We start from the raw sequence: 21,804 nt of genomic DNA on the forward strand, positions 1-21,804 counted from the left end.
AATCACCTGGCCAGCGAGATCCGCAGGAGATCGGCCATCGAGCGCAGTCCGTCGCGCCGTGCCGAGAACGTCGAACCGGGGACGTCGTGCCAGACCACCGGCACCTCCACGACGTCCCGCCCGGCCCGCACGACGTGGGCGAGCAGTTCCACGTCGAAGGCGAAGCCGTCGACGTGGCAGTCGCGGGCGACGGCGCGGGCGAGGGGACCGGAGAAGAACTTGAACCCGCACTGGGTGTCGGCCACCCCGGGCAGCGAGAGCCGCGCGAGCGTACGGAACATCAGGCCGCCGCCGCGCCGGAGCGCCGACTGCTCGACGGCGAGGCGCGCGCCGGGGGCGTGCCGTGAGGCGATGACCGCGCCGTGCCCGGCGCGCAGCAGCCCCATGACCCGGTCGAGGGTCTCGACGGGGGTGGCGTTGTCGGCGTCGGCGAAGCCGATGAACCGGGCGGAGGAGGTCTCGATCCCGCGCCGCACCGCCGCGCCCTTGCCCTGGTCGCTGCACCCGATGGCGTGGACCGGGACGGGGGAGCCGGCGAAGCGCTCCAGGACGTCGAGGGTGCCGTCGGCGCTGTTGTTGTCGACCACGACGACCGCCGAGGACCAGGGCCGTCCGGCGAGGTAGTCGAGGGTGGCGGCCACGGTGGAGGGCAGCCGGCGCTGCTCGTTGAAGGCCGGTATCAGCAGTTCGAGTTCCACCGGCGGGCGGACGAGCGGGCGGGGGAGCGGTACGTGCGCGTGGGTGGCGGCCATCACGCCTCGCCTCCTGGGGACAAGGCGCGGGGCGCGGGGCGCACGGGCGCGCGGGGGATCGGTGGGGGTGGGGCGGGTGGGGCGCTGCGACGCGGCCGGTCCGGCGGACGTCAGGGTCCCGGAGGATCCGGCAGGCGCGGCAGGTGCGGCAGGTGCGGCAGGTTCGCCTGGTTCGGCGGGTTCGCCCGGTTCGGCTGGTTCTCCGGAGGCGCGGTCGCGTCGCGCGGTGCGCGTGCGTGCCGTACGGCCCCGGTGCCGGCGCCCGGCGACGTGCGGCCGGCGCGTCCGGTCGAGGGCGGGCACGGCGGCGGCGCGGACCCGGTCGGACGCCCGGCGTGCCGGGTGGGTGTCCGAGCGGTGGGCGGAGCGGCGGGGCGAGCGGCGCCGGGCATCGGCGAGGGGCCAGTCGGTCATCCGCCGCAGGGGATGCGGTGCGGATGCCACCGGCGCTCGGCTGATGCAGAGGGAGGTCACGACGAGCCTCTTCCGACAACCGACCCTACCGAGGGTCTGTCCAGAAATAGTGCTGTTTCCACCGTTAGCACCCTTACGAGCGCTTCGTCAACCGGAGGAGGTGCCGGGACCACGGGCGGCGCGCCCGGGTCGCCGGTGTGCGAGCCGGGACAGCGCGTTGTGCGGCCGTTCGTCGAGCAGGGTGCCGAGGATGCGCGCGCCGTCACGGACCGTGCGGGGGTGTGACGGGCCGTGGCGGTGCGGCAGTTCGAGGCTCGGGACCTCGGCCACGCGCAGCCCGTAGTGGAGCGCGTGCGCGACGAGTTCCGCCCCGAGCTCGACACCGTCCTCGCGCAGGTCCAGCAGGTCCACGAAGGTGCGCCGGAACGCGCAGAACCCGTACCAGAGATCCGTCAGGTGCTGCCCGTACAACTGCCGTGCGACCCGCAGCAGGGCCCGGTGCCCGAGCCGCCGCGAGAGCGGGTAGTCGGCGAAGTCGCCGCCCGCGATGAACCGCGATCCCTTGACGAAGTCGTAACCGCTCTCCAGGTAGTGCAGGAAGTGCGGGATCTCGTGCGGGGACATGCTGCCGTCGGCGTCCATCAGGACGACGAACTCCCCGGTGGCCGCGCGCAGCCCCGCGTGCGGGATGTCGCCCCGGCCGGCGTCCCAGGGACCGAGCCCGCGCACGGTGAGCCCTTCGCGGAACCCCCCGCGCCCCCCGCCGTCACCGGCCGGCGCACCGACCAGGACCACGTCCCCGACACTCGACGGAAGTTGGCCGAGGAGCGGAGCCAGCACCGCTCCGGGGTCCCTGACCTCGGGTCGGACCGTCAGTACGAGGCTCACCGTCCGCGTGCCGGGATCGGGTGACCGGTCGGTCGACCGGCGCAGGGGATGCGAATCGCTACTCATCGGTACGGCCTTCCGCGCGACGAACCCGCGCCCGTCCAGCGTCCTGCGCCGGGGGTGACGCCGTCAAGGCGCCGCCGCCGGAGCGACGCTTCCGCCCGCCCCCCGGAACGCCGTGGCTTCTGCGCGCGCCTCCCCATGGGCATACAATCCGGTCATGGCAGGGCGAATTGAAGACTACGCCCTCGTCGGTGACCTGGAGACGGCGGCGCTCGTCGGGACCGACGGGTCCGTCGACTGGTGGTGCGCCCCCCGCTTCGACTCGCCCGCCTGTCTCGCCTCCCTCCTCGGCGATCCCGGGCACGGCCGCTGGCTGCTCGCCCCGGCCGGCGACGCCCGCTGCTCGCGCAGGAGTTACCGGGGCGACACGCTCGTCCTCGACACCTTCTGGGAATCCTGCTCCGGAACCGTCCGCGTCACGGACTTCATGCCCCCGCGCTCACCGCGCGAGGACGCCCCGCGCATCGTCCGGCTGGTGGAGGGGATCGCCGGACGGGTGGACATGCGGGGCGAGTTGAGGGTGAGGTTCCACCACGGCAGCATCGTGCCGTGGACCCGCTCGGTGGACCGCCGCACCGTCGCGTCCGTCGCCGGACCGGACGCCGCCTACTTCTCCTGCGGGCCCGGCGTGGAACCGGTCGTCACCCCGGACCGCACCACCGTCGAGTTCACCGTCACGGCCGGCCGGCGGGTCGCCTTCGTCCTCGGCTGGCGCCCCTCGCACCTGCCCGCGCCCCCGGCCGCGCCGCCCGCCGGCCTCGACGCCGCCCTCACCCGTACCCTCGCCTTCTGGAACGACTGGGCCGCCGCCCTGCGCTACGAAGGGCCCGCGCGCGAAGCCGTCATCCGCTCCTTGCTCACCCTCAAGGCCCTCACGTACGCCCCCACCGGCGGCGTCGTCGCCGCGGCCACCGCCTCGCTCCCCGAGTCCGTCGGCGGGCCGCGCAACTGGGACTACCGCTTCTGCTGGCTCCGCGACTCCACCTTCACCCTCTCCTGCCTCCTGCGCGGCGGCTACCGCCGGGAGGCGCTCGCCTGGAAGGACTGGCTGGTCCGCGCCGTCGCGGGCGACCCCGCCGATCTCCAGCCGCTCTACGGGGTCGAGGGCCAGCGGCGGCTGCCCGAGACGCACGCCGACTGGCTGCCCGGCTACGAGGGCTCACAGCCCGTCAGATTCGGCAACGCGGCCGTCGGGCAGTTCCAGCTCGACATCTACGGCGAGGTCCTCAGCACCGTCTACTCGGCCGTCCGCTCCGGTGTCGCCCTCGACGCCCCCGCCTGGGCGCTGGTCGCCTCGCTCCTGGAGTACCTCGGCGAACGCTGGCAGGAACCCGACGAGGGGATCTGGGAAGTCCGGGGCCCACGCCGCCACTTCGTCCACTCCAAGGTGATGGCCTGGGTCGCGGCCGACCGGGCCGTCCGGCTGGCCCGCGTCGCCGGACTGCGCGGCTCCCTCGGCCGCTGGCAGTCCCTGCGCCGCGACATGCGCGCGGAGATCTGCGCCCGGGGCTGGAGCGAGGAACAGCAGTCCTTCACCCAGTACTACGGCGGCCGTCAGATCGACGCCACCGCCCTGCTGATCCCCCGGCTCGGCTTCCTCCCCGCCGACGACCCCCGGGTCCTCGGCACCGTGCGGGCCATGGAACGCCTCGACGACCACGGCTTCCTGCGCCGCTACGGCGACACCCGCGACGGCGGCACCCACGAACTCGACGGCCTCGTCGGAACCGAAGGGGCCTTCGTCGCCTGCACGTTCTGGTACGCCGACGCCCTCGCCCTCACCGGCAGGCCCGCGGAGGCCAGGGCGGTCTTCGAGCGGGTCCTCGACATCCGCAACGACGTCGGGCTGCTCGCCGAGGAATGGGACCCGGTGGCCGGCCGCCAGCTCGGCAACACCCCCCAGGCGCTCAGTCACGTGGCGCTGGTGAACACCGCGTTCACCCTCTACGGCACACGGCGCCGGGACCGTACCCCCGCCCGCCCCCTCGCCGTGGCATGACCGCGCGGCGTACCGCCGCGGCTCGCTCCACGGGCACGGCGCTCGACGGACACGCCGCCGGAGCGACCCGGGGGTCACCTCACGGACGGGGGCCCCGGTCCTCGTCCGGCAGGGTCCAGCGCCCGTCGCCGCCCCGGCCCGGACGGAAGCGGCGGCCCTCGTACCGGCGGCGCGAGTCGTGCGACTCGCTCATCGCCTCGAAGGCCACGAACGCGGCGATCACCAGCACGATCACGATCGCGCCCAGGACGTACCAGCCGTTCGGCGCCAGGAACCCGAACGCGATCAGGACGACCAGCCCGATGCCGATCTTGCGCGGCAGCGACATGTGAAGCTCTCCCCCCGGAGAATGCCTGCGGTCTTCCGAGCAGACGCACACACCGCCCGGCCGGTTCCCGCCCTCGGCGTGTCGTTCGGGTGAGTCCAGCGGGCGGGGCCGCCGCGCCTGGGTTCGAATCGGGACATGGCTTCCTACGACAGGCCCCGCGCGGGCGGCACCCCGAGGCCGCTGGAGACCGGTGACACCTGGTGGTACGCCGCCGTGGCAGGCGAGGCCGCGGGATCGTTCAGCGCCAGGGTCCGCACCCGGACCCGGCGCGCCTGCCTCGGGGCCGTCCTCCTCCTCACCGTCGTCTACGCCGGCCTCGTGCTCACCGCGACCGGCCGCCGCTGGGGCGACGCCGCCATGACCGGCCGGCGCGCCGACACCACCGCCGCCACCCTGCTCCGCGAACACCCCTCCCTCGCCGGACTCACCACCCTGTCCCTCGTCGTCGGCTGCGTCCTCCTGGTCGCCATCGGCCTCATACGCAAGCGGTACGTCCCCACCGGGCTCGCCGCCGGTGCGGTCGTCACCGCCCTCGCCGTCACCGGACTCCTCCAGCGGTACGCACCCCGCCCCCGGCTCGTCGACACCGGCGGGGCCCTCGTCCCCAGCGGCTTCCCCAGCGCGCAGACCACCCTCGCCCTGGGCGTCGCCCTCGGCCTGCTCCTCGTCGTCCCCTACCGGCTGCGCAGCCTCGCCGTCGGCACCGCGACGCTCTGGGCCGTCGCCGTCGGCGCGTACACCGTCGCCGCCGGCCAGCACCGGCCCGGCGACGTCATCGCCGCCGCCCTGGTCGTCCTCGCCGTCTTCTGCGGACTGCTCGCCGTCCTCGCCCGCAAGGGCAAGGTGCGCCGCGGCGCCCGCCGGGGACCCGCCCTGCCCGGCCTCCCGGTGACCGTGCCGCTCGCCCTGCTCGCCGCCGCCGGGCTCGGCATCGGCCTCTGGCTCCTCGGCGACACCCTCGCGCTCCCGGCCACCGCCCCCTACGACCCCGCCGAGCTGCGCCTCGCCCACCGCTGCGGACAGGCGCTCGCCGCCGGTGTCGTCGCGGCCTCGGGACTGATCACCCTCGCCCTGCTGCGCCGTGTCGACCTCGACGGCGCCGCGGCCCCGTACCGTCTCGGCGGCCCCTTCGTGGAGGCCGCCGGAGTCCCGAAGGACGGAGAGCTCGTGGGGCCCTTTACCGAGGACCTCGATCACGAGATATCTTGATGTCGAGCAATCTCGCATACGCAGACGTGGAGCTGGAGAACCCTGGTGACTGACTCGACCATCATCTACACCCACACTGACGAGGCGCCCGCCCTGGCGACGTACTCGTTCCTGCCCGTGATCCAGGCGTATGCCTCGCAGGCCGGCGTCACGGTCGAGACGCGGGACATCTCCCTCGCGGGCCGCATCATCGCCGTCTTCCCCGAGTTCCTGGAGGAGGGCCAGCGCATCGCCGACGCCCTCTCCGAGCTCGGTGACCTGGCCAAGACGCCCGGCGCCAACATCATCAAGCTGCCGAACGTCTCGGCGTCGATCCCGCAGCTCAAGGCCGCGATCACCGAGCTCCAGGCGCAGGGCTACGCCCTCCCGGACTACCCGGACGACCCGCAGACGGACCAGGACAAGGACGTCCGCGCCCGCTACGACAAGATCAAGGGCTCGGCCGTCAACCCGGTCCTGCGCGAGGGCAACTCCGACCGCCGCGCCCCGGGCTCGGTCAAGAACTACGCCAAGACCCACCCGCACCGCATGGGCGCCTGGACCTCCGAGTCCAAGACCAACGTCGCCACGATGAGCGAGGACGACTTCGCCGCCACGGAGAAGTCCGCCGTCATCGCGAAGGACGACACCCTCCGGTTCGAGTTCACCGCCGCCGACGGCACCGTCAGCGAGCTCCGCGAGCCGCTGAAGGTCATCGCCGGCGAGGTCGTCGACGCCGCCGTCATGCGCGCCGCCGCCCTGCGCACCTTCCTCAGCGAGCAGGTCGCCCGCGCCAAGGCCGAGGACGTGCTCTTCTCCGTGCACCTCAAGGCCACGATGATGAAGGTCTCCGACCCGATCGTCTTCGGCCACGTCGTGCGCGCCTTCTTCCCGGCCACCTTCGCCAAGTACGGCGAGGTGCTCACCGCCGCCGGCCTGTCCCCGAACGACGGCCTCGGCACCGTTCTGGGCGGCCTGGACGCCATCCCGCACGGCCTCGGCGCCGAGATCAAGGCTTCCTTCGAGGCCGAGATCGCGGACGGCCCCGCCCTGGCGATGGTCGACTCCGACAAGGGCATCACCAACCTGCACGTGCCGTCCGACGTCATCGTCGACGCCTCGATGCCGGCCATGATCCGCACCTCCGGCCACATGTGGGGCCCGGACGGCCAGGAGGCCGACACCCTCGCCGTCCTGCCGGACCACAGCTACTCCGGCGTGTACCAGGCGGTCATCGAGGACTGCCGCGCCCACGGCGCCTTCGACCCGTCGACCATGGGCTCCGTCCCGAACGTCGGCCTCATGGCGCAGAAGGCCGAGGAGTACGGCTCCCACGACAAGACCTTCGAGATCGCGCAGGCCGGCACCGTCCGCCTCGTCGACTCCGAGGGCAACGTCGTCCTGGAGCAGGAGGTCGCCGAGGGCGACATCTTCCGCGCCTGCCAGACCAAGGACCTGCCCATCCAGGACTGGGTCAAGCTCGCCGTCACCCGCGCCCGTGCCACCGGCTCCCCGGCCGTGTTCTGGCTGGACGAGGCCCGCGCCCACGACGCGCAGCTGATCGCCAAGGTGAAGCAGTACCTGCCGGAGCACGACACCGAGGGCCTGGACATCAAGATCCTGTCCCCGGTCGACGCGACCACGTTCTCCCTGGAGCGCATCCGCCGCGGCGAGGACACCATCTCCGTCACCGGCAACGTCCTCCGTGACTACCTGACCGACCTCTTCCCCATCCTGGAGCTGGGCACCAGCGCCAAGATGCTGTCGGTCGTCCCGCTGATGGCGGGCGGCGGCCTCTTCGAGACCGGCGCCGGCGGCTCCGCCCCGAAGCACGTCCAGCAGCTCGTCAAGGAGAACTACCTCCGCTGGGACAGCCTCGGCGAGTTCTTCGCCCTGGCCGCCAGCTTCGAGCACCTCGCGACCACCACGGGCAACGCCCGTGCCCAGGTCCTCGCCGACACCCTCGACCGCGCCACCGGCACCTTCCTCAACGAGGACAAGTCGCCGACCCGTCGCCTCGGTGGCATCGACAACCGCGGCAGCCACTTCTACCTGGCCCTGTACTGGGCCCAGGAGCTGGCCGCCCAGACCGAGGACGCGGAGCTGGCCAAGGCCTTCGCGCCGCTGGCCGAGACCCTCGCCTCGAACGAGCGGAAGATCGTCGACGAGCTCGTCGCCGTCCAGGGCTCCCCGGCCGAGATCGGTGGCTACTACCAGCCCGACCCGGCCAAGGCCGCGGCCGTGATGCGCCCGTCCGCCACCTTCAACGAGGCCGTCGCGTCCCTCGTCTGATCCGGCGCACGACCCGTACCGCCCCGGCCGGAATCCTTCCGGCCGGGGCGGTCCCGTCGGTGGCGCATCCGCCGTCCGGGTGTGAACCTGGATGGATGAGCTGGGCATCTTGGACGACCGCCGGTGTCTACACCGGGCGAGGTGGGGTGCTGACCGACGAGGCGGGCGTGGTCACGGGAGATCTGACCGTGCACACGACCTGGGCCGACCGGGAAGCACGCGTGGCCGTGCAGTACAGCGGCGCATCCGACTGGTTCACCATGTCGGGCAGTCCCGTTCCGTGCGCATCGGAGGAGGAGAGCCGCGATCTCCACGACGCCGTCGTGGCAGCCGTCCGGGAGGGGAACGGGGCCACGGTCCCGAGCCTGCCCGTCCCGCCGCTGTGACCGCCGAGGCGACCGGCACCCAGAGAAGTGTTATCCCTCCCGCGCCCACGGGTCTCCGAACGACGGGGGACTCGGACCAGGGATGAGGGAGCAGATCCATGCACAGCGACGAGCGCCGCACCACCGCACTGGTGGAGGCGGCGAGGGCCGGTGACGCGCACGCCAGGGACGCGCTGGTGCGCGCGTACCTGCCCCTCGTCCACAACATCGTCGGGCGGGCCCTCGACGGCCACGCCGACACGGACGACATCGTCCAGGAGACGATGGTCCGCGCCCTGGACGGTCTGACCGGTCTCCGCGACCCGGCCCGCTTCAGGTCCTGGCTCGTCGCCATCGCCATGAACGGGATACGCCGCCGCTGGCGCGAACAGCGCCAGGACCCCGTGCCCGGCCTCGACCGGGCCGCCGACCTCGCCGATCCGGCCGGCGACTTCACCGAACTCACCATCCTCAGGCTCGGCCTCTCCGGGCAGCGCCGCGAGGTCGCGCGCGCGACCCGCTGGCTCGACGGGGACGACCGGGAACTCCTCGCGCTGTGGTGGCTGGAGGCCGCCGGCGAGCTGACCCGCGCCGAACTCGCGGAGGGGCTCGGCGGGATCTCCCCGCAGCACGCCGCCGTCCGCGTCCAGCGGATGAAGGAGCGACTGGAGACCGGCCGGGCCGTCGTCCGCGCCCTGGACGCCGCACCGGTGTGTCCGGACCTCGCCGAGACGCTCACGGCCTGGGACGGCCGGCCGTCCCCGCTCTGGCGCAAACGCGTCGCCCGCCACCTGCGGACCTGCGCCGCGTGCGCGGGACCGTCGGCCGGACGCGGCGGCCTGGCCCCGGTGGAGGGCCTCCTCGTCGGCATCGGCCTCGTCCCGCCGCTGGCGCTGACGTTCACGCACGGCGAGTCGGCGGGGGCGGTGGCGTGGGAGTCCGCCGGGCACGCCGTGCCGGTGGGGCCGGCGGGGCAGGGGAGGCCGGTGGAGCCCGTACCGCTCGGGTCCCTCACGCGGGGCGTGCCGCCGGAGCCGCCCACCGGCCCCGGTGGTCGGTGGACGCCGGTCCGGCGCTCCGTCCTCGCCGGCGCGGCGGCCGTCGCCGTGCTCGGGGCCGTCGCCCTGCTCGTACCCCCGGAGCCCCACGCGCGCGTGGCGCCCGCCGCGCCCCCGGCGACCCGAACGCCGGTCCCGACCTGGTCCGCCCCGGCACCGGCCCCGGCTCCGCGGCCGACGGTCACCGCCCACCGGCCCGCCCCCACCTCCGCGCCTCCCGCGTCCCCGAGCCCGGTACCTCCCGCGCCGAGCGCCGAGGAGCAGGTGACCGGACTCGTGAACAGACTGCGGGCCGCGGCGGGCTGCGCGCCGCTCCGCGTCGACTCCCGGCTCTCCGGCGCGGCCCGCGCCCACGCCCGTGACATGGCCGCCCGGGGCTACTACGGACACGCCAGTCCCGAGGGCGACTTCGCGGACGCGCGGATCACCGCCGCCGGATACGACTGGAGCGCCTGGGCGGAGAACCTGGACCGGGGGACCACCGACCCCGCCTCGGTCGTCGACGACTGGACGGACGGCGCGGCGCACGAGGAGAACATGCTCGACTGCCGCTACCGCGACACCGGGGTGGCGTCGGTCCCCGGTCCCCGCGGCACGATCTGGGTGCAGAAGCTGGCGGCCCCCGCGCACTGAGGCGCGGGGACCGCCGGCGGGGCGCCGTCCGCTACCGCTTGGCCCCGAAGTCCTGCACCCACCAGGGGCCGTTGGCGGTCAGGGTCACCCCGACGCCGATGTCCTTGAAGGAGCAGTTGAGGATGTTCGCCCGGTGGCCGGGGCTCTCCATCCAGTCCTCCATCGCCAGCTCCGGGGTCTTCGGCCCGCGGTGGATGTTCTCGCCCCAGGTCGACCACGCGTATCCGGCACCGCTCATCCGGTCACCGGCGTCCCGCCCCTCCGGAGTGTCGTGCTCGTAGTAGTCCCTGGCCGCCATGTCGTCGGCGTGCGCCTGCGCGGCGGTCCGCAGATGGTTCTCGGCGCGGAGCGGCCCGCAGCCGGCCTTCTCGCGCTCGGCGTTGGCGAGGGCGACGACGTCCTGGACGAATCGGTCCGCCTTCCCCGCGGGCGCCTCCGCCCCGGTGGCCGGAGCCTGTTGCTCCGGCTGCCGCTCCGGGGGCCGTACGGGCGCCCGTTCCTCCCGCTGTCCCTTCGAGTCGGCCTTCGGGCGCGACGCCGGATCCGTGCGCGGCGGCGTGGTACCGGCCCGGTGGGGAGCGGGCGTCGGGGCGGTCGCGGTCGCGGCCGGGGGCCGGGGGGAGGGGGTCGCCTCCCGTACGGTCTCCGAAGCGGCGGACAGATCCCCGGCGCCGGCGGCCCCGGACGGCGCGACCGGCGCGACGGCGGAGGGCCCGGCGACCGGGGGACCGGAGTCACCGGAGGCCACGTACACCCCCGTCGCGACCGTCAGCACGGCCGCCGCGGCCCCGGCGACGGTCACGCCGGTACGGAACGGCGTCCGGCGTGCCGGACGCCGCCGCGCACCGCCGCCCTTGCGGTGCCGGCCCGCCGGCGCCGCCGACCCCTCCTCCGCGACGGCATCCGGTGCGGAGTCCCGCGGGGGGACGCCCCACGCGAAGGAGTCGGGGTGCGGGCCGTGTTCGGGGATCCGGGGGTGGCCGGGGTCGTCGTGGTGGTCGTGGTGCCGCATGGAGCTCCGCTCTCTCGCCGTGGTCGCCGGACGGTCCGGCGCTGGGGAGAGCCACCGGGGCGACGGCGATAACACTTTCCGGACCCGGCCGCCCCGACACACCTCGTCAACCTGACGCGTCAACCCGACGCGTCCGTCCTTCCGGCACCCTTTCAGCCCTGCGGAACCACCGCCACCGGACACGGGGCGAGGTGCAGCGCCGCGTGCGCCACGGAACCGATCCGAGGTCCGACGGCCCCCCGCTCGGCGCGCCGGCCGACCACGAGGAGCTGCGCGGCCCCGGAGCCGGAGAGCAGCACCTGGCCGGCGCTGCCGAGCTCGACGTGCTCGGTCACGGGGACGTCCGGGTACCGTTCGCACCAGGGCGCGAGGGCCTCGCGCAGGGCCTTCTCCTCGTACGGGACGAGCCCGCCCGCCTCGTCGGCGAGCCGCATGGAGGCAGGGCTGTACGCGTAGAGCGGCGGCAGGCTCCACGCCCGGACGGCCCGGACGGACGCTCCGCGCGCGGCGGCGGTCGCGAAGGCGAAGCCGAGGGCGGCGGCGCTGTCCTCGGGGCTGCCGAGCTGGCCGACGAGCACGTGTCCGGTGGGCGGTTCGGCCGGCTCGCCGTCGCGGGTGCGGACGGCCACGACGGGGCGGGTGGCGCCGGCGATGACCTGCTGGCCGTACGAGCCGAGCAGGAAGCCGGCGACGGCGCCGTGCCCGCGCGAGCCGATGACGAGCATCTCGGCGTGCTTCTCGGCGCCGAGCAGCGCGGCGACCGGCGTGTCGGGAAGGACCTCGGCGGAGAGCGCGAGGCCGGGGTGCCGCCCGGCGACGGTGGCCTCCGCCTCGCGCAGCACCGCTTCCGCGGCCCGCTCCTGGGTGGCACGGTCCTGGACCAGTGGGAGGTCGAGCGGTCCCCAGCGCCAGGCGTGGGCGAGCCGTAGCGGGAGCCCCCGGTGGAGGGCCTCGCGGGCGGCCCAGTCGGCCGCGGCGAGACTCTCCGGGGAACCGTCCACTCCTGCGACGATCTCACGACTCATCAGGCTGCCTCCGTCGGTGCGGTGACGGGCCCGCCCGGTGGTCGGGCCCTCCTCCCTCCAGCTTGGGCCCATCGGCCGCCCGGCGAGAGGGCCGGACGTCCCGACATGCCGGTCCGTCCGGCCCTTCGTACCTCTGGCGGCCCCGCGGTCCGGCCCCGCCGTCAGGCGAGCAGGGTGAGCCGGGCGTGGGTCCCGTTGAGGTAGTGGTCGCCGATGTCCCGCAGCCGGTGGGCCGCCTGGGTGGGGGCGGTGAGGGTACGGGCGTTGCGCCAGAAGCGGTCGAAGCCGGGGCCGCCGGTCCGGGGTTCGGCGCCCGCCGTCCCGTCGACGAGTTCCAGGACGCGGGTGGTGATGTGGACGGCCGCCCGGCCCGCGACCGTCTCGGCGGCGGCCACCAGGACCGCGATGTCGGCCCGTTCCTCAACCCCGAGCGTCCACGCGGCGAGCAGGCCGCGCGTCAGGGCGTCCGTCGCCCGTTCCACCACCGCGGCGGCGGCGTGCGCGGCCGTCGCCAGTTCCCCGTAGGCGAGCAGTAGATACGGATCGTCCCCGGCGCCGGCCGGTACGGAGCCGCCCGAGGCGGGGCGGTCCGCCCCGCCGGACGGGGGCGGCCCCGCCTGTCCGGCCCGGCTGATGTCCCGGGCCTCGGCGAGTGCTCCCTCGGCGATCCCGAGGCCGACATGGACCAGGAGGAGCCGCAGGGCGAGCGGGGCGAGGGTGGAGAAGGGGGCGACGGCGTGCTCGTCGTGGGGGAGCGTCCCGAGGACCTGCCCGGGTGCGACGGGCACCCGGTCGAAGGTCACGGTGCCCGCCCCGGCGAGCCGTTGGCCGACCCGCTCCGCCCCGGGCTCGGTGAACACCCCGGGCGCGGCGGGGTCCACCAGGACGACGAGCAGGTCGCCGGCTCCGTCGGGGCGCGCCCCGACGACCAGCCGGTCGGCCACGGCGACGGCGGAGGCGAACGTACGGCTTCCGTCGAGGATCCAGCCGCCCCCTCCGTCGCCCGCCGGGGTGAGCGCGAGACCGGGGCCGGTCTCGGAGCGGGGCGGTTCGACGCCCCCGGCGAGCAGCCAGTGCTCCTCGGCGGTGCGGGCGTCGAGCGGGCTCCCGGACCCGTGGACCGGGTCGAGGAAGCGGCTGGTCCAGGAGAGCGCGTAGTGGTGGGCGAGGAGTTCGCCCACGGAGCTGTCGGCGGCGGAGATCTCCCGTACGACCGCGCAGGCGGCCCGCCAGTCGGCGCCCCGGCGGTCCGGCCCGGGGGCCGTGAGCAGGGCGGGCAGCCCGGCCTCCTGGAGCCGGGCGACCTCGTCGAACGGCGCCTTGCCCGCCCTGTCCCTGGCGAGCGCGTCGACGGCGAGGTCGTCGGCGAGCTCACGGGTGACGCGGGGCCAGAAGTCGTCGTCAGCGAGCCGGTGGACAGGTGCGGAAGGGGTGCGTGCCGCTGGTCTCTTCGGCGATTTCCTCGGCGTACTCACGTCACCTCACCTGATTCATGAATCCCCAGTGGACCAGTAGGGATAGTGGCAGAGGTGGTCCCTCCGCCCCAAGGGGCGTCCATGGGCTGGACAAGGTCGTCCTGATCCGCGAGACGGTGGCAAGTCGCCGCAGGTGGTGGAGAGTTGGCCCCGACGGTCAGGGGTTGGTCCAGGCCTCCGGGTCCTCCGTGAGCTCCACGATCCCCTCCGGCAGCCGGGCCGCCGCCACCTCCGCGAGCGAGACGCCGAGCACCTGGCGGACACCGGCCCGCAGGGCGATCCACAGGGGCAGCAGCGACTCGGCGGGTCCGGTGTAGGACAGGTCCGGCGGCCGTTCCCCGCGTACGGAGACCAGGGGGCCGTCCACGCAGCGGATGACGTCCGCGACCGAGATCGTCTCGGCGGGCGCCGCCAGCCAGTACCCGCCGTTGCCGCCGCGCTGGCTCCGTACGAGGCCGCCCTTGCGCATGTCGCCGAGGATGCTCTCCAGGAACTTGTGCGAGATGCCCTGGCCGTCGGCGATGGCCTCGGCCTTCAGCGGCCCCGCGTCCTGGGCCGCGGCGAGCTGGAGGGCGGCCCGTACCGCGTAGTCGGCCCTGGCTGAAATGCGCATGCGCGCATTATTCCGCACGGGCGGGACGGGGTGGTGCGACCGGGCGGGGCAGGGGGTCCGGTCGGGCGTGCCCGCGGAGACCGTACCGACGCCCCTGGTGCGGCGGCGCGTTCCGCACCCTTGACGCCGCACCCGGCCGGTCCGACACTCAAGGGGCGGGAAACCCGAGCGAACAGGTAGGGAACCATGGGACGCACCGGCCGGCGGGACACCGCGACCGCCGCGCACCTCCCGCGCTCCCTGCCCCACCTCACCTCGCGCCGCCACATCGACCTGCTGCGGGTCTGCAGCGCGGCGAGTCCGCCGCGCGAGGGGCACCTCCCGGCGTGTCGGCTCCGCGGCCCCGGGGCGCACCGGCCCGTCGCGCGCGGTCGGTCCCGGTTCGAGGCCCGCTTCGGGTCCCCGGCCCGGTCCCGCCGGGGTGTCCGTCCCACAGGCTGAGACGCCCGTCCGCCGTCACGAGGTGCACGCGCTGGGCGAGGTCCCCGTCCGCCGTAGGGGACACACACCGTGCGAGGTCCCCGTCCGCCGTAGGGGACACCCGCGCCGTGCGAGGTCCCCGTCCGGCCGGAACGCCCCGCCGATCCCGCCCCGCCGATCAGGCCCGCGCCTCCTCCTTCCCGTACCCCTGCTGCCCCCGGACCCCGTGCCGCCCGCGCCACCGTCGCCCGTCCGCGACCGGCGCCCTCGCACGCCGCCCGGCCCAGCACCGAGCACCCTCAAGGGAGAAGCATGTCCGTCGTCCCGTCCTCGCTGCTGCCCGCCTCCGCCGTCCCCGCCTTCCGCGGCCGCATCGGCCGCGACGTGCGCAGCGGCCACTACGCCGCACCGCACCGCTATCGCCTCCACGTCGCGCCCTCCGCCCCCGACTGTCTGAGGATCGCCCTCACCCACAGCCTCCTCGGACTCGACGACACGCTCCCCCTCACCGCCCTCCCCGAGACCCCCGGCACGCCCGACGGCGGATACGCCGCGCTCCGCCCGCTGTACGAGGCGAGCGCCCACCTCTACACCGGACCCGCCGCCGCGCCCGTCCTCAGCGACCGCTGGACCGGACGGATCGTCAGCACCCACGCCCCCGACATCCTGCGCGACCTCGCCCTCCGCTTCCGCGGCGAAGGCCCCGACCTGCTGCCCGAGGAACACCGGGACGCCATCGAGGCCGTCGCCGACCTGTGCGAACGCAGCGTCAACCGGGCCGCCCAGCACGCCGGCGAACTCGGGATCGACGGCGAGGCCGCCCACCGCGACCCGCTCACCGTCCTCTTCGCGGCCCTCGGCTCCCTGGAACGCCGCCTCGCCCGCACCCCCTACGTGCTCGGCGACGCGCCGACCGCCGCGGACGTCCACGTCTGGACCACCCTGGTCCAGCTCGACACCGTCCACCGCTGGCACCTGGACGCCGCCGCGATGGACCGCGTCGCCGGACACCCGGCCCTGTGGGCGTACGCCCGACGGCTCGCCGCCCGCCCCGAGTTCAGCCGCTGTCTCGACGTCGACGCCGTCCTGCGCCGCCACCGCGCCCACTGCCGGGGCCGCGAGGCGGCGGGCGCCGCGATCCGCCTCGTCGACTGGCCCGCCACCGCCCGCTGACACCCGCCGCGCCCGGGCGGACGATGCCGGTCCGGCGCCGGGCGCGGCTCAGCCGATCCGATGACCCGCCAGGGGCCCCGTGGCGTCGCCCGCGCCCGCGCGGACCCCGCGCAGGAACGCGTCGAGGGCCTCCAGCGAACTCCGCGACGGCTCCCACTCCAGCTCCCTGCGGGCCCGCTCGGTCGCCAGCAGCGGCATCTGCCGCAGCGCGTCGAAGAGCCCCGGGGAGGCCGGGGCGAGCCGGAGCCGCCACGCCGCGGACAGGGCACCCCGCACGGCGCCCGCCGGCACCCGCACCGGCCGGGCCTTCAGCAGTTCGCCCAGGGCCGCCGCGTCGATCACCGGCTCGGCGGCCAGATTGAACGCGCCCCGGACGTCCCGCAGGAGCGCCCGGCGGTAGGCCTCGGCCGCGTCCTCGGTGTGCAGGACCTGGAAGCGCAGCCCCTCGAACTCGGGGAGCAGCGGCAGCAGATCGGGCCGCATCAGCTGGCCGGGGAAGAACCGCCCCGCGAAGATCCGCCGCTGCGAGCTCGCCGACTCCTCCTTGAAGAGGAAGGCCGGACGCATCCGCACCACCCGGATCAGCGGGTGATCCCGCTCGAACGTGTCGAGGACCCGCTCCAGATACGCCTTCTCGCGGGTGTACGCGGCCCCCGGCCAACCGTGTGTCGGCCATGCCTCGGACACCGGGGCGCCGCCCTTCGGGCCTGGGGAGTACGCCCCCACCGAGGAAGCGTGCACCAGGACCGGCACCCGCGCCGCCGCGACCGCGTCGAAGACCCGCACCGCGCCGAGCACGTTCGTCCGCCAGGTCTCCAGCGGATCGTGGGTCGGGCCGAACCGCCAGGCCAGATGCACCACCGCGTCCGCCTCGGCCACGTACGCGGCGAGCCGTGGCTCGTCCCCCTCCCGGGAGAGGTCCACCTCGGCCCACTCGACCCCGGGGAGGTCGAGTTCCGGCCGGCGCCGGGCGAGACCCAGGACCGAGCCGACGCGCGGCTCGCCGGCCAGGACCCGGACCAGGCTGGTCCCCACATTGCCGGTGGCGCCGGTCACGACCACCCGCGAGAGCGTGCTCGGGTTCATGTCTCCGACCCTCCGCCATGGGCGGCGGAACCGCACCCCGGGCCGGCCCCCCGCACCGGCCCCGTCACGCAGCGTGTCCGTGTCGGTCGCGGGCGTGGCCGACGACCGGGAGTATGGAGCGACTCAGGAGACAGGAGTTCCCCATGCTGCTGCCCGACAGGAACACGGTCGACCGGCTGCTCCGGCAGTACCGCGCCCAGGAGCGGACCGTACTGGCCAGGCCGTGCGACCTGTCGGCCCGCCGGCGCTTCGAGGACACCGCGTACACGCTGTGCGTCCTCATGGGCGAGCGGACCGCCCGCGAAGCCGTCCACGCCGCCGAACGCCACCTCGGCGGGAGCCACCCCGCCTCCCGGCAGGCCCTCGAAGGGCTCCCCGGCGCCTGAGCCACCCGCCGGGAGGCCGGTCACGGCCGCCGGGCTGCGGATCACGAGGCCGATCAGGATTCGAGAAGCGTCGCCGTCCCGCCGCCCTATAGCGTGGCTGCCACGGACCCGCGATACGCCCGTCGTCGGACACGACGGGACGGCGCCGGTCCGTGTGCGGCCCCTCGCGACAGGTGGAGAGACGATGAGCAAGGCCCCCAGGGTGGACGAGCAGGCGGCGCACCCGGCCGACCGGCACGACCTGATCCGTGTGCACGGCGCACGGGAGAACAACCTCAAGGACGTCAGCATCGAGATCCCGAAGCGCCGGCTCACGGTGTTCACCGGCGTCTCCGGCTCGGGCAAGAGCTCTCTGGTCTTCGACACGATCGCCGCCGAGTCACAGCGGCTGATCAACGAGACGTACAGCGCCTTCGTCCAGGGCTTCATGCCCACGCTCTCCCGCCCCGAGGTCGACGTCCTCGACGGCCTCACCACCGCGATCATCGTCGACCAGCAGCGGATGGGAGCCGACCCCCGCTCCACGGTGGGCACCGCCACCGACGCCAACGCGATGCTCCGCATCCTCTTCAGCCGCCTCGGCAAGCCGCACATCGGCCCGCCCAGCGCCTACGCCTTCAACGTCCCCTCGGTGAAGGCGAGCGGCGCGATCACCGTCGAGCGCGGCGCCAAGACGACCGTCAAGGCCAGCTTCAACCGCACCGGCGGCATGTGCCCGAACTGCGAGGGCCGGGGCACGGTCTCCGACATCGACCTCAGCCGGCTCTACGACGAGACGAAGTCCCTCGACGACGGCGCGCTCACCATCCCCGGCTACACCCCGGGCGGCTGGAACTACCGCCTCTACAGCGAGTCCGGCTTCGTCGACCCGGGCAAGCCCATCGGCAAGTACACCAAGAAGGAACTGAAGGACTTCCTCCACCACGAGCCGACCCGCATGAAGATCGCGGGCATCAACATGACGTACGAAGGGCTCATCCCCCGGATCCAGAAGTCGTTCCTGGCCAAGGACAAGGAGGGCATGCAGCCCCACATCCGGGCCTTCGTCGAGCGGGCCGTCACCTTCACCACCTGCCCCGAGTGCGAAGGCACCCGCCTCGCCGAGGGCGCCAGGGCCTCGAAGATCAAGCGGATCAGCATCGCCGACGCCTGCGCGATGCAGATCAGCGACCTCGCCGAATGGGTCAGGGGCCTGTCGGAGCCCTCGGTGGCACCGCTGCTCACCGCGCTCCAGCTGACCCTGGACTCCTTCGTCGAGATCGGCCTCGGCTACCTCTCCCTCGACCGGCCCGCCGGCACGCTCTCCGGCGGCGAGGCGCAGCGCGTCAAGATGATCCGGCACCTCGGCTCCTCCCTCACCGACGTCACCTACGTCTTCGACGAGCCCACCGTCGGCCTGCACCCCCACGACATCCAGCGGATGAACGAGCTGCTGCTCCAGCTCCGCGACAAGGGCAACACCGTGCTCGTCGTCGAGCACAAGCCCGAGACGATCGCCATCGCCGACCACGTCGTCGACCTCGGCCCCGGCGCCGGCACGGCGGGCGGCAGCGTCTGCTTCGAGGGCACCGTCGAAGGGCTGCGGACGTCGGGCACCGTCACCGGCCGCCACATCGACGACCGGGCCTCCGTCAAGGACGGCGTGCGGAAGGCGACCGGAAAGCTGGAGATCCGGGGCGCGGGCACCCACAACCTGCGCGACGTCGACGTGGACGTCCCGCTCGGGGTGCTCACCGTCATCACCGGCGTCGCCGGCTCCGGCAAGAGCTCCCTCGTGCACGGCTCCCTGCCCGCGGGGGACGACGTCGTGTCGATCGACCAGAGCCCGATCCGCGGTTCGCGCCGCAGCAACCCCGCGACGTACACCGGACTGCTCGACCCGATCCGCAAGGCCTTCGCCAAGGCCAACGGCGTGAAGCCCGCGCTGTTCAGCGCCAACTCCGAGGGCGCCTGCCCCACCTGCAACGGCGCGGGCGTCATCTACACCGACCTCGGCATGATGGCCGGCGTCTCCTCCACCTGCGAGGACTGCGAGGGCAAGCGGTTCCAGGCCTCCGTCCTCGAATACCTCCTCGGCGGCCGTGACATCAGCGAGGTCCTCGCGATGTCCGTCGCGGAGGCCGAGGAGTACTTCGCCGACGGCGAGGCGAAGACCCCGGCCGCGCAGCGCATCCTCGCCCGGCTCGCCGACGTCGGCCTCGGCTACCTCAGCCTCGGACAGCCGCTCACCACCCTGTCCGGCGGCGAGCGGCAGCGCCTCAAGCTGGCCACGCACATGGGCGACAAGGGCGGCGTCTACATCCTCGACGAGCCGACCACCGGCCTGCACCTCGCCGACGTCGAGCAGCTCCTCGGGCTGCTCGACCGCCTCGTGGACTCCGGCAAGTCGGTCATCGTCGTCGAGCACCACCAGGCGGTCATGGCCCACGCCGACTGGATCATCGACCTGGGCCCCGGCGCCGGCCACGACGGCGGCACCATCGTCTTCGAGGGCACCCCGGCGGACCTCGTGGCCGCCCGTTCGACCCTCACCGGCGAACACCTGGCGGCGTACGTGGGGGCGTGACCGGGAGGGCGGACCTGAGCGGCGGCCCGGTGGTTCACACCCCCGGGCCGCCGGCCGGGAACAGGACCCGGGGCCTGTCCACGCACGTGTCCCGCGAGGTGGGGCCGCCGAACCGTAGCCGGTCGTACGCCGTGAACGCCGGTTCCAGGGCATCGAGCTCGTCCACCCGCGCGTGGAGGGCGGCACGCCACTCCGGAGAGGGATCGGCAGGGGCGCTCTCCAGAGTCCCGGCGATCCCGGTCGCCAGCTCGTCCTTCCTGCGGATGTGCGCCGGAGTGACGCTGTGCAGACAGACGTACTGTCCGCTCAGATACGCCCTCCACTCCGCCTCGCCCCGCTCCCCGTCCTCCCAGTGCCCGGTGAACCAGGCACGCAGCCGGTCGGATCCGCCCGCCGCCTCGGTGAGCCGGAACAGGTCACACGGCACCATCTCCGTGCCGTCCGAGCGCAGATAGCCCGGCAGCGGAAGCAGCCCCGCCAGCATCAGCCGCCGGGCTTCGTCGGCGTCCCGGCAGCGCGAGGCGCACAGCGCCTCCAGGGCGACGAACTGTCCGGTGACGTACGCGTCGTCGGCCGCGGTCATCGGATGGTCGCCGTTCACCTCGCGGAACCGCTCCGCGATCCGCCGTACCAGCGTCCGGTCCGTCATCACACCACTCCCCGGGGAAGGCCGTCCGAGGCCCTCCCGGACGGCGTCCCTGCAGGCTAGAAGCCGGACCGTACGGCGCCCGCCGAACCGTGGCCGACACGACCCGGTCCGATGCCTCCAGTGGCACCGCACGACCGGCGGTCCGTGGGACGACCGTCCGTCCGCGCGATCAGCCCGCCCGGCGGGCCGCCCTGCGCCGCAGGCCCCACAGCGCCAGGGCGGCCGCGCAGGCCGAGCCGACGAGGGCCAGCGGAAGTCCGGCCGACGCGCCCGAGGGCTCCTCCCCGTCCGCGGCGGCCACCGCTCCGGCCCGGGGCGTCGAACCGTCCGCGCCCCCGCCGCCGTCCCGGGTCACCGACACCGCGCGGGTGCCCGCCTCGGCCGCGGCCTTCACCCGTTCCGGAAGGAGCGAGCCCACCGGCCGTACGCGCCCGGCCGACGCGAAGCCCCAGTCGAGCAGCTCGCGGGCCTCCTCGTACACCGTGAACCCGCCGCCGTCCTGCGGGTTCATCACCGAGACGACCAGCGTCCTGCCGTCCCGACGGGCGGCGGAGACCAGGGTGTTGCCCGCGTTGCTCGTGTAGCCGTTCTTGATGCCGAGGAGCCCCGGGTAGCGGGCCACCCCGTCCGCGCCCGTGAGCAGCCGGTTGGTGTTCGCGATGCCGTACGACCAGGTGCCCGCGGGGAAGTCCGCGTAGGGCGTCGAGCAGTACCGGGTGAACGCCGGGTCCTGGAGGCCCGTCCGGCCGAAGAGGGCCAGGTCGTACGCGGAGGAGACCTGCCCCGGCGCGTCGTACCCGTCGGGCGACACCACGTGCGTGTCGTGCGCGCCCAGGGACCGGGCCTTCTCCTGCATCTGCCGGGTCATCGACTCCCAGCCGCCGTTCATCGAGGCCAGGACGTGCACGGCGTCGTTCCCCGAGCTGAGGAACACCCCGTTCCACAGGTCGGAGACCTTGTACGTGTACCCCTCCTTCACCCCGACCAGGCTGCTGCCGTCCCCGATCCCGGTCAGCTCGGCATCGGCCACGGTGTGCCGCTCGGACGGCTCGTGGTGGGGGAGCGCGGTGAGGGCGAACAGCGTCTTCAGCGTGCTGGCCGGGGGCAGCTTCCGGTGTGCGTCCCGTGCGGCGAGCACCTCGCCCGACGAGGCGTCGGCCACCACCCACGACAGGGCGGAGACCGAGGGCACGGCGGGCGCGCCCGGCAGCGGCTGCACCTGCGTGCCCTTCCGGTCGAGCCGCGCCGGGTCGACGTGCTGCCGCGCGGGCGGCGTCGGCTCCCCGACGGAGGAGGCGGAGGTGACCGAGGAGGCGGGGGTGACGGAGGACGCCGCGGCCGCCGGAACGGGCAGCACGAACAGCAGCGCCGCGGAACCGGCGGCGGCATGACGGACAGCTGACGTGACGATCATTCAGC

18 protein-coding genes are annotated in these 21,804 nt (G+C 74.4%); 8 read left to right on the top strand and 10 right to left on the bottom strand.

What is annotated here, in order from left to right; translation table 11 throughout:
* Window positions 1-2: 2 nt before the first annotated feature.
* Both ASD33_RS23040 and ASD33_RS23045 read right to left on the bottom strand, forming a co-directional pair.
* Window positions 3-752 (bottom strand): glycosyltransferase, encoded by a 750-nt coding sequence (locus tag ASD33_RS23040; RefSeq protein ID WP_056563684.1) that lies wholly within the window; start codon window positions 750-752, stop codon window positions 3-5.
* A gap of 561 nt (window positions 753-1,313) precedes the next feature.
* A complete protein-coding gene (locus ASD33_RS23045) occupies window positions 1,314-2,120 on the bottom strand; it encodes a glycosyltransferase family 2 protein (RefSeq protein WP_056563687.1) in 807 nt (268 codons plus the stop codon).
* A gap of 154 nt (window positions 2,121-2,274) precedes the next feature.
* Between ASD33_RS23045 and ASD33_RS23050 the strand changes: the two genes are divergently transcribed.
* Window positions 2,275-4,116 (top strand): glycoside hydrolase family 15 protein, encoded by a 1,842-nt coding sequence (locus ASD33_RS23050; protein WP_056563690.1) that lies wholly within the window; start codon window positions 2,275-2,277, stop codon window positions 4,114-4,116.
* A 79-nt stretch (window positions 4,117-4,195) separates the two neighbouring features.
* On the opposite strand, the gene ASD33_RS23055 is transcribed toward ASD33_RS23050, so the two are convergent.
* Window positions 4,196-4,444 (bottom strand): hypothetical protein, encoded by a 249-nt coding sequence (locus ASD33_RS23055; RefSeq protein WP_056563693.1) that lies wholly within the window; start codon window positions 4,442-4,444, stop codon window positions 4,196-4,198.
* A 135-nt stretch (window positions 4,445-4,579) separates the two neighbouring features.
* Between ASD33_RS23055 and ASD33_RS23060 the strand changes: the two genes are divergently transcribed.
* The 4 genes from ASD33_RS23060 to ASD33_RS23075 all read left to right on the top strand — a co-directional run bounded on the left by ASD33_RS23060 (window position 4,580) and on the right by ASD33_RS23075 (window position 9,980).
* Window positions 4,580-5,653, top strand: a complete 1,074-nt coding sequence (locus ASD33_RS23060; RefSeq protein ID WP_056563695.1) for a phosphatase PAP2 family protein — start codon at window positions 4,580-4,582, stop codon at window positions 5,651-5,653.
* 45 nt (window positions 5,654-5,698) lie between these two features.
* A complete protein-coding gene (locus ASD33_RS23065) occupies window positions 5,699-7,924 on the top strand; it encodes an NADP-dependent isocitrate dehydrogenase (RefSeq protein ID WP_056563698.1) in 2,226 nt (741 codons plus the stop codon).
* A gap of 95 nt (window positions 7,925-8,019) precedes the next feature.
* Complete coding sequence (locus ASD33_RS23070; protein WP_056563701.1) at window positions 8,020-8,310, top strand: hypothetical protein; 291 nt, start codon at window positions 8,020-8,022, stop codon at window positions 8,308-8,310.
* A gap of 98 nt (window positions 8,311-8,408) precedes the next feature.
* Entirely contained in the window at window positions 8,409-9,980 is a 1,572-nt protein-coding gene (locus ASD33_RS23075; protein ID WP_056563703.1) for a sigma-70 family RNA polymerase sigma factor, read from the top strand.
* A 31-nt stretch (window positions 9,981-10,011) separates the two neighbouring features.
* On the opposite strand, the gene ASD33_RS23080 is transcribed toward ASD33_RS23075, so the two are convergent.
* The 4 genes from ASD33_RS23080 to ASD33_RS23095 form a co-directional block, all read right to left on the bottom strand.
* A complete protein-coding gene (locus tag ASD33_RS23080; RefSeq protein WP_056563706.1) occupies window positions 10,012-10,992 on the bottom strand; it encodes a CAP domain-containing protein in 981 nt (326 codons plus the stop codon).
* A 152-nt stretch (window positions 10,993-11,144) separates the two neighbouring features.
* Entirely contained in the window at window positions 11,145-12,017 is an 873-nt protein-coding gene (locus tag ASD33_RS23085) for a universal stress protein (RefSeq protein ID WP_056563709.1), read from the bottom strand.
* 161 nt (window positions 12,018-12,178) lie between these two features.
* Complete coding sequence (locus tag ASD33_RS23090; protein ID WP_056563712.1) at window positions 12,179-13,492, bottom strand: acyl-CoA dehydrogenase; 1,314 nt, start codon at window positions 13,490-13,492, stop codon at window positions 12,179-12,181.
* A 157-nt stretch (window positions 13,493-13,649) separates the two neighbouring features.
* On the bottom strand, window positions 13,650-14,105 hold the full coding sequence (locus tag ASD33_RS23095; protein ID WP_056563715.1) for an Rrf2 family transcriptional regulator: 456 nt from the start codon (window positions 14,103-14,105) through the stop codon (window positions 13,650-13,652).
* A gap of 732 nt (window positions 14,106-14,837) precedes the next feature.
* Between ASD33_RS23095 and ASD33_RS23105 the strand changes: the two genes are divergently transcribed.
* On the top strand, window positions 14,838-15,698 hold the full coding sequence (locus ASD33_RS23105) for a glutathione S-transferase C-terminal domain-containing protein (RefSeq protein ID WP_056563722.1): 861 nt from the start codon (window positions 14,838-14,840) through the stop codon (window positions 15,696-15,698).
* A 48-nt stretch (window positions 15,699-15,746) separates the two neighbouring features.
* Here the strand turns inward: ASD33_RS23105 and ASD33_RS23110 are convergent, their stop codons facing one another.
* A complete protein-coding gene (locus ASD33_RS23110; protein ID WP_056563724.1) occupies window positions 15,747-16,784 on the bottom strand; it encodes an NAD-dependent epimerase/dehydratase family protein in 1,038 nt (345 codons plus the stop codon).
* A 143-nt stretch (window positions 16,785-16,927) separates the two neighbouring features.
* On the opposite strand from ASD33_RS23110, the gene ASD33_RS23115 reads away from it, so the two are divergent.
* Window positions 16,928-17,170, top strand: a complete 243-nt coding sequence (locus ASD33_RS23115; RefSeq protein WP_056563726.1) for a DUF5133 domain-containing protein — start codon at window positions 16,928-16,930, stop codon at window positions 17,168-17,170.
* Between the two features lie 184 nt (window positions 17,171-17,354).
* Window positions 17,355-19,736: an excinuclease ABC subunit UvrA gene (locus ASD33_RS23120; protein WP_056563729.1), complete on the top strand. Its 2,382-nt coding sequence runs from the start codon at window positions 17,355-17,357 to the stop codon at window positions 19,734-19,736.
* Between the two features lie 34 nt (window positions 19,737-19,770).
* Here the strand turns inward: ASD33_RS23120 and ASD33_RS23125 are convergent, their stop codons facing one another.
* The gene (locus ASD33_RS23125; RefSeq protein ID WP_056563732.1) at window positions 19,771-20,385 is read right to left on the bottom strand and encodes a DUF6058 family natural product biosynthesis protein; all 615 of its coding nucleotides are present in this window, start codon (window positions 20,383-20,385) and stop codon (window positions 19,771-19,773) included.
* A gap of 169 nt (window positions 20,386-20,554) precedes the next feature.
* Complete coding sequence (locus ASD33_RS23130) at window positions 20,555-21,799, bottom strand: serine hydrolase (protein WP_056563736.1); 1,245 nt, start codon at window positions 21,797-21,799, stop codon at window positions 20,555-20,557.
* Window positions 21,800-21,804 lie beyond the last annotated feature (5 nt).

The sequence above is a fragment of the Streptomyces sp. Root1304 genome, from assembly GCF_001426405.1.
Lineage (GTDB): Bacteria > Actinomycetota > Actinomycetes > Streptomycetales > Streptomycetaceae > Streptomyces.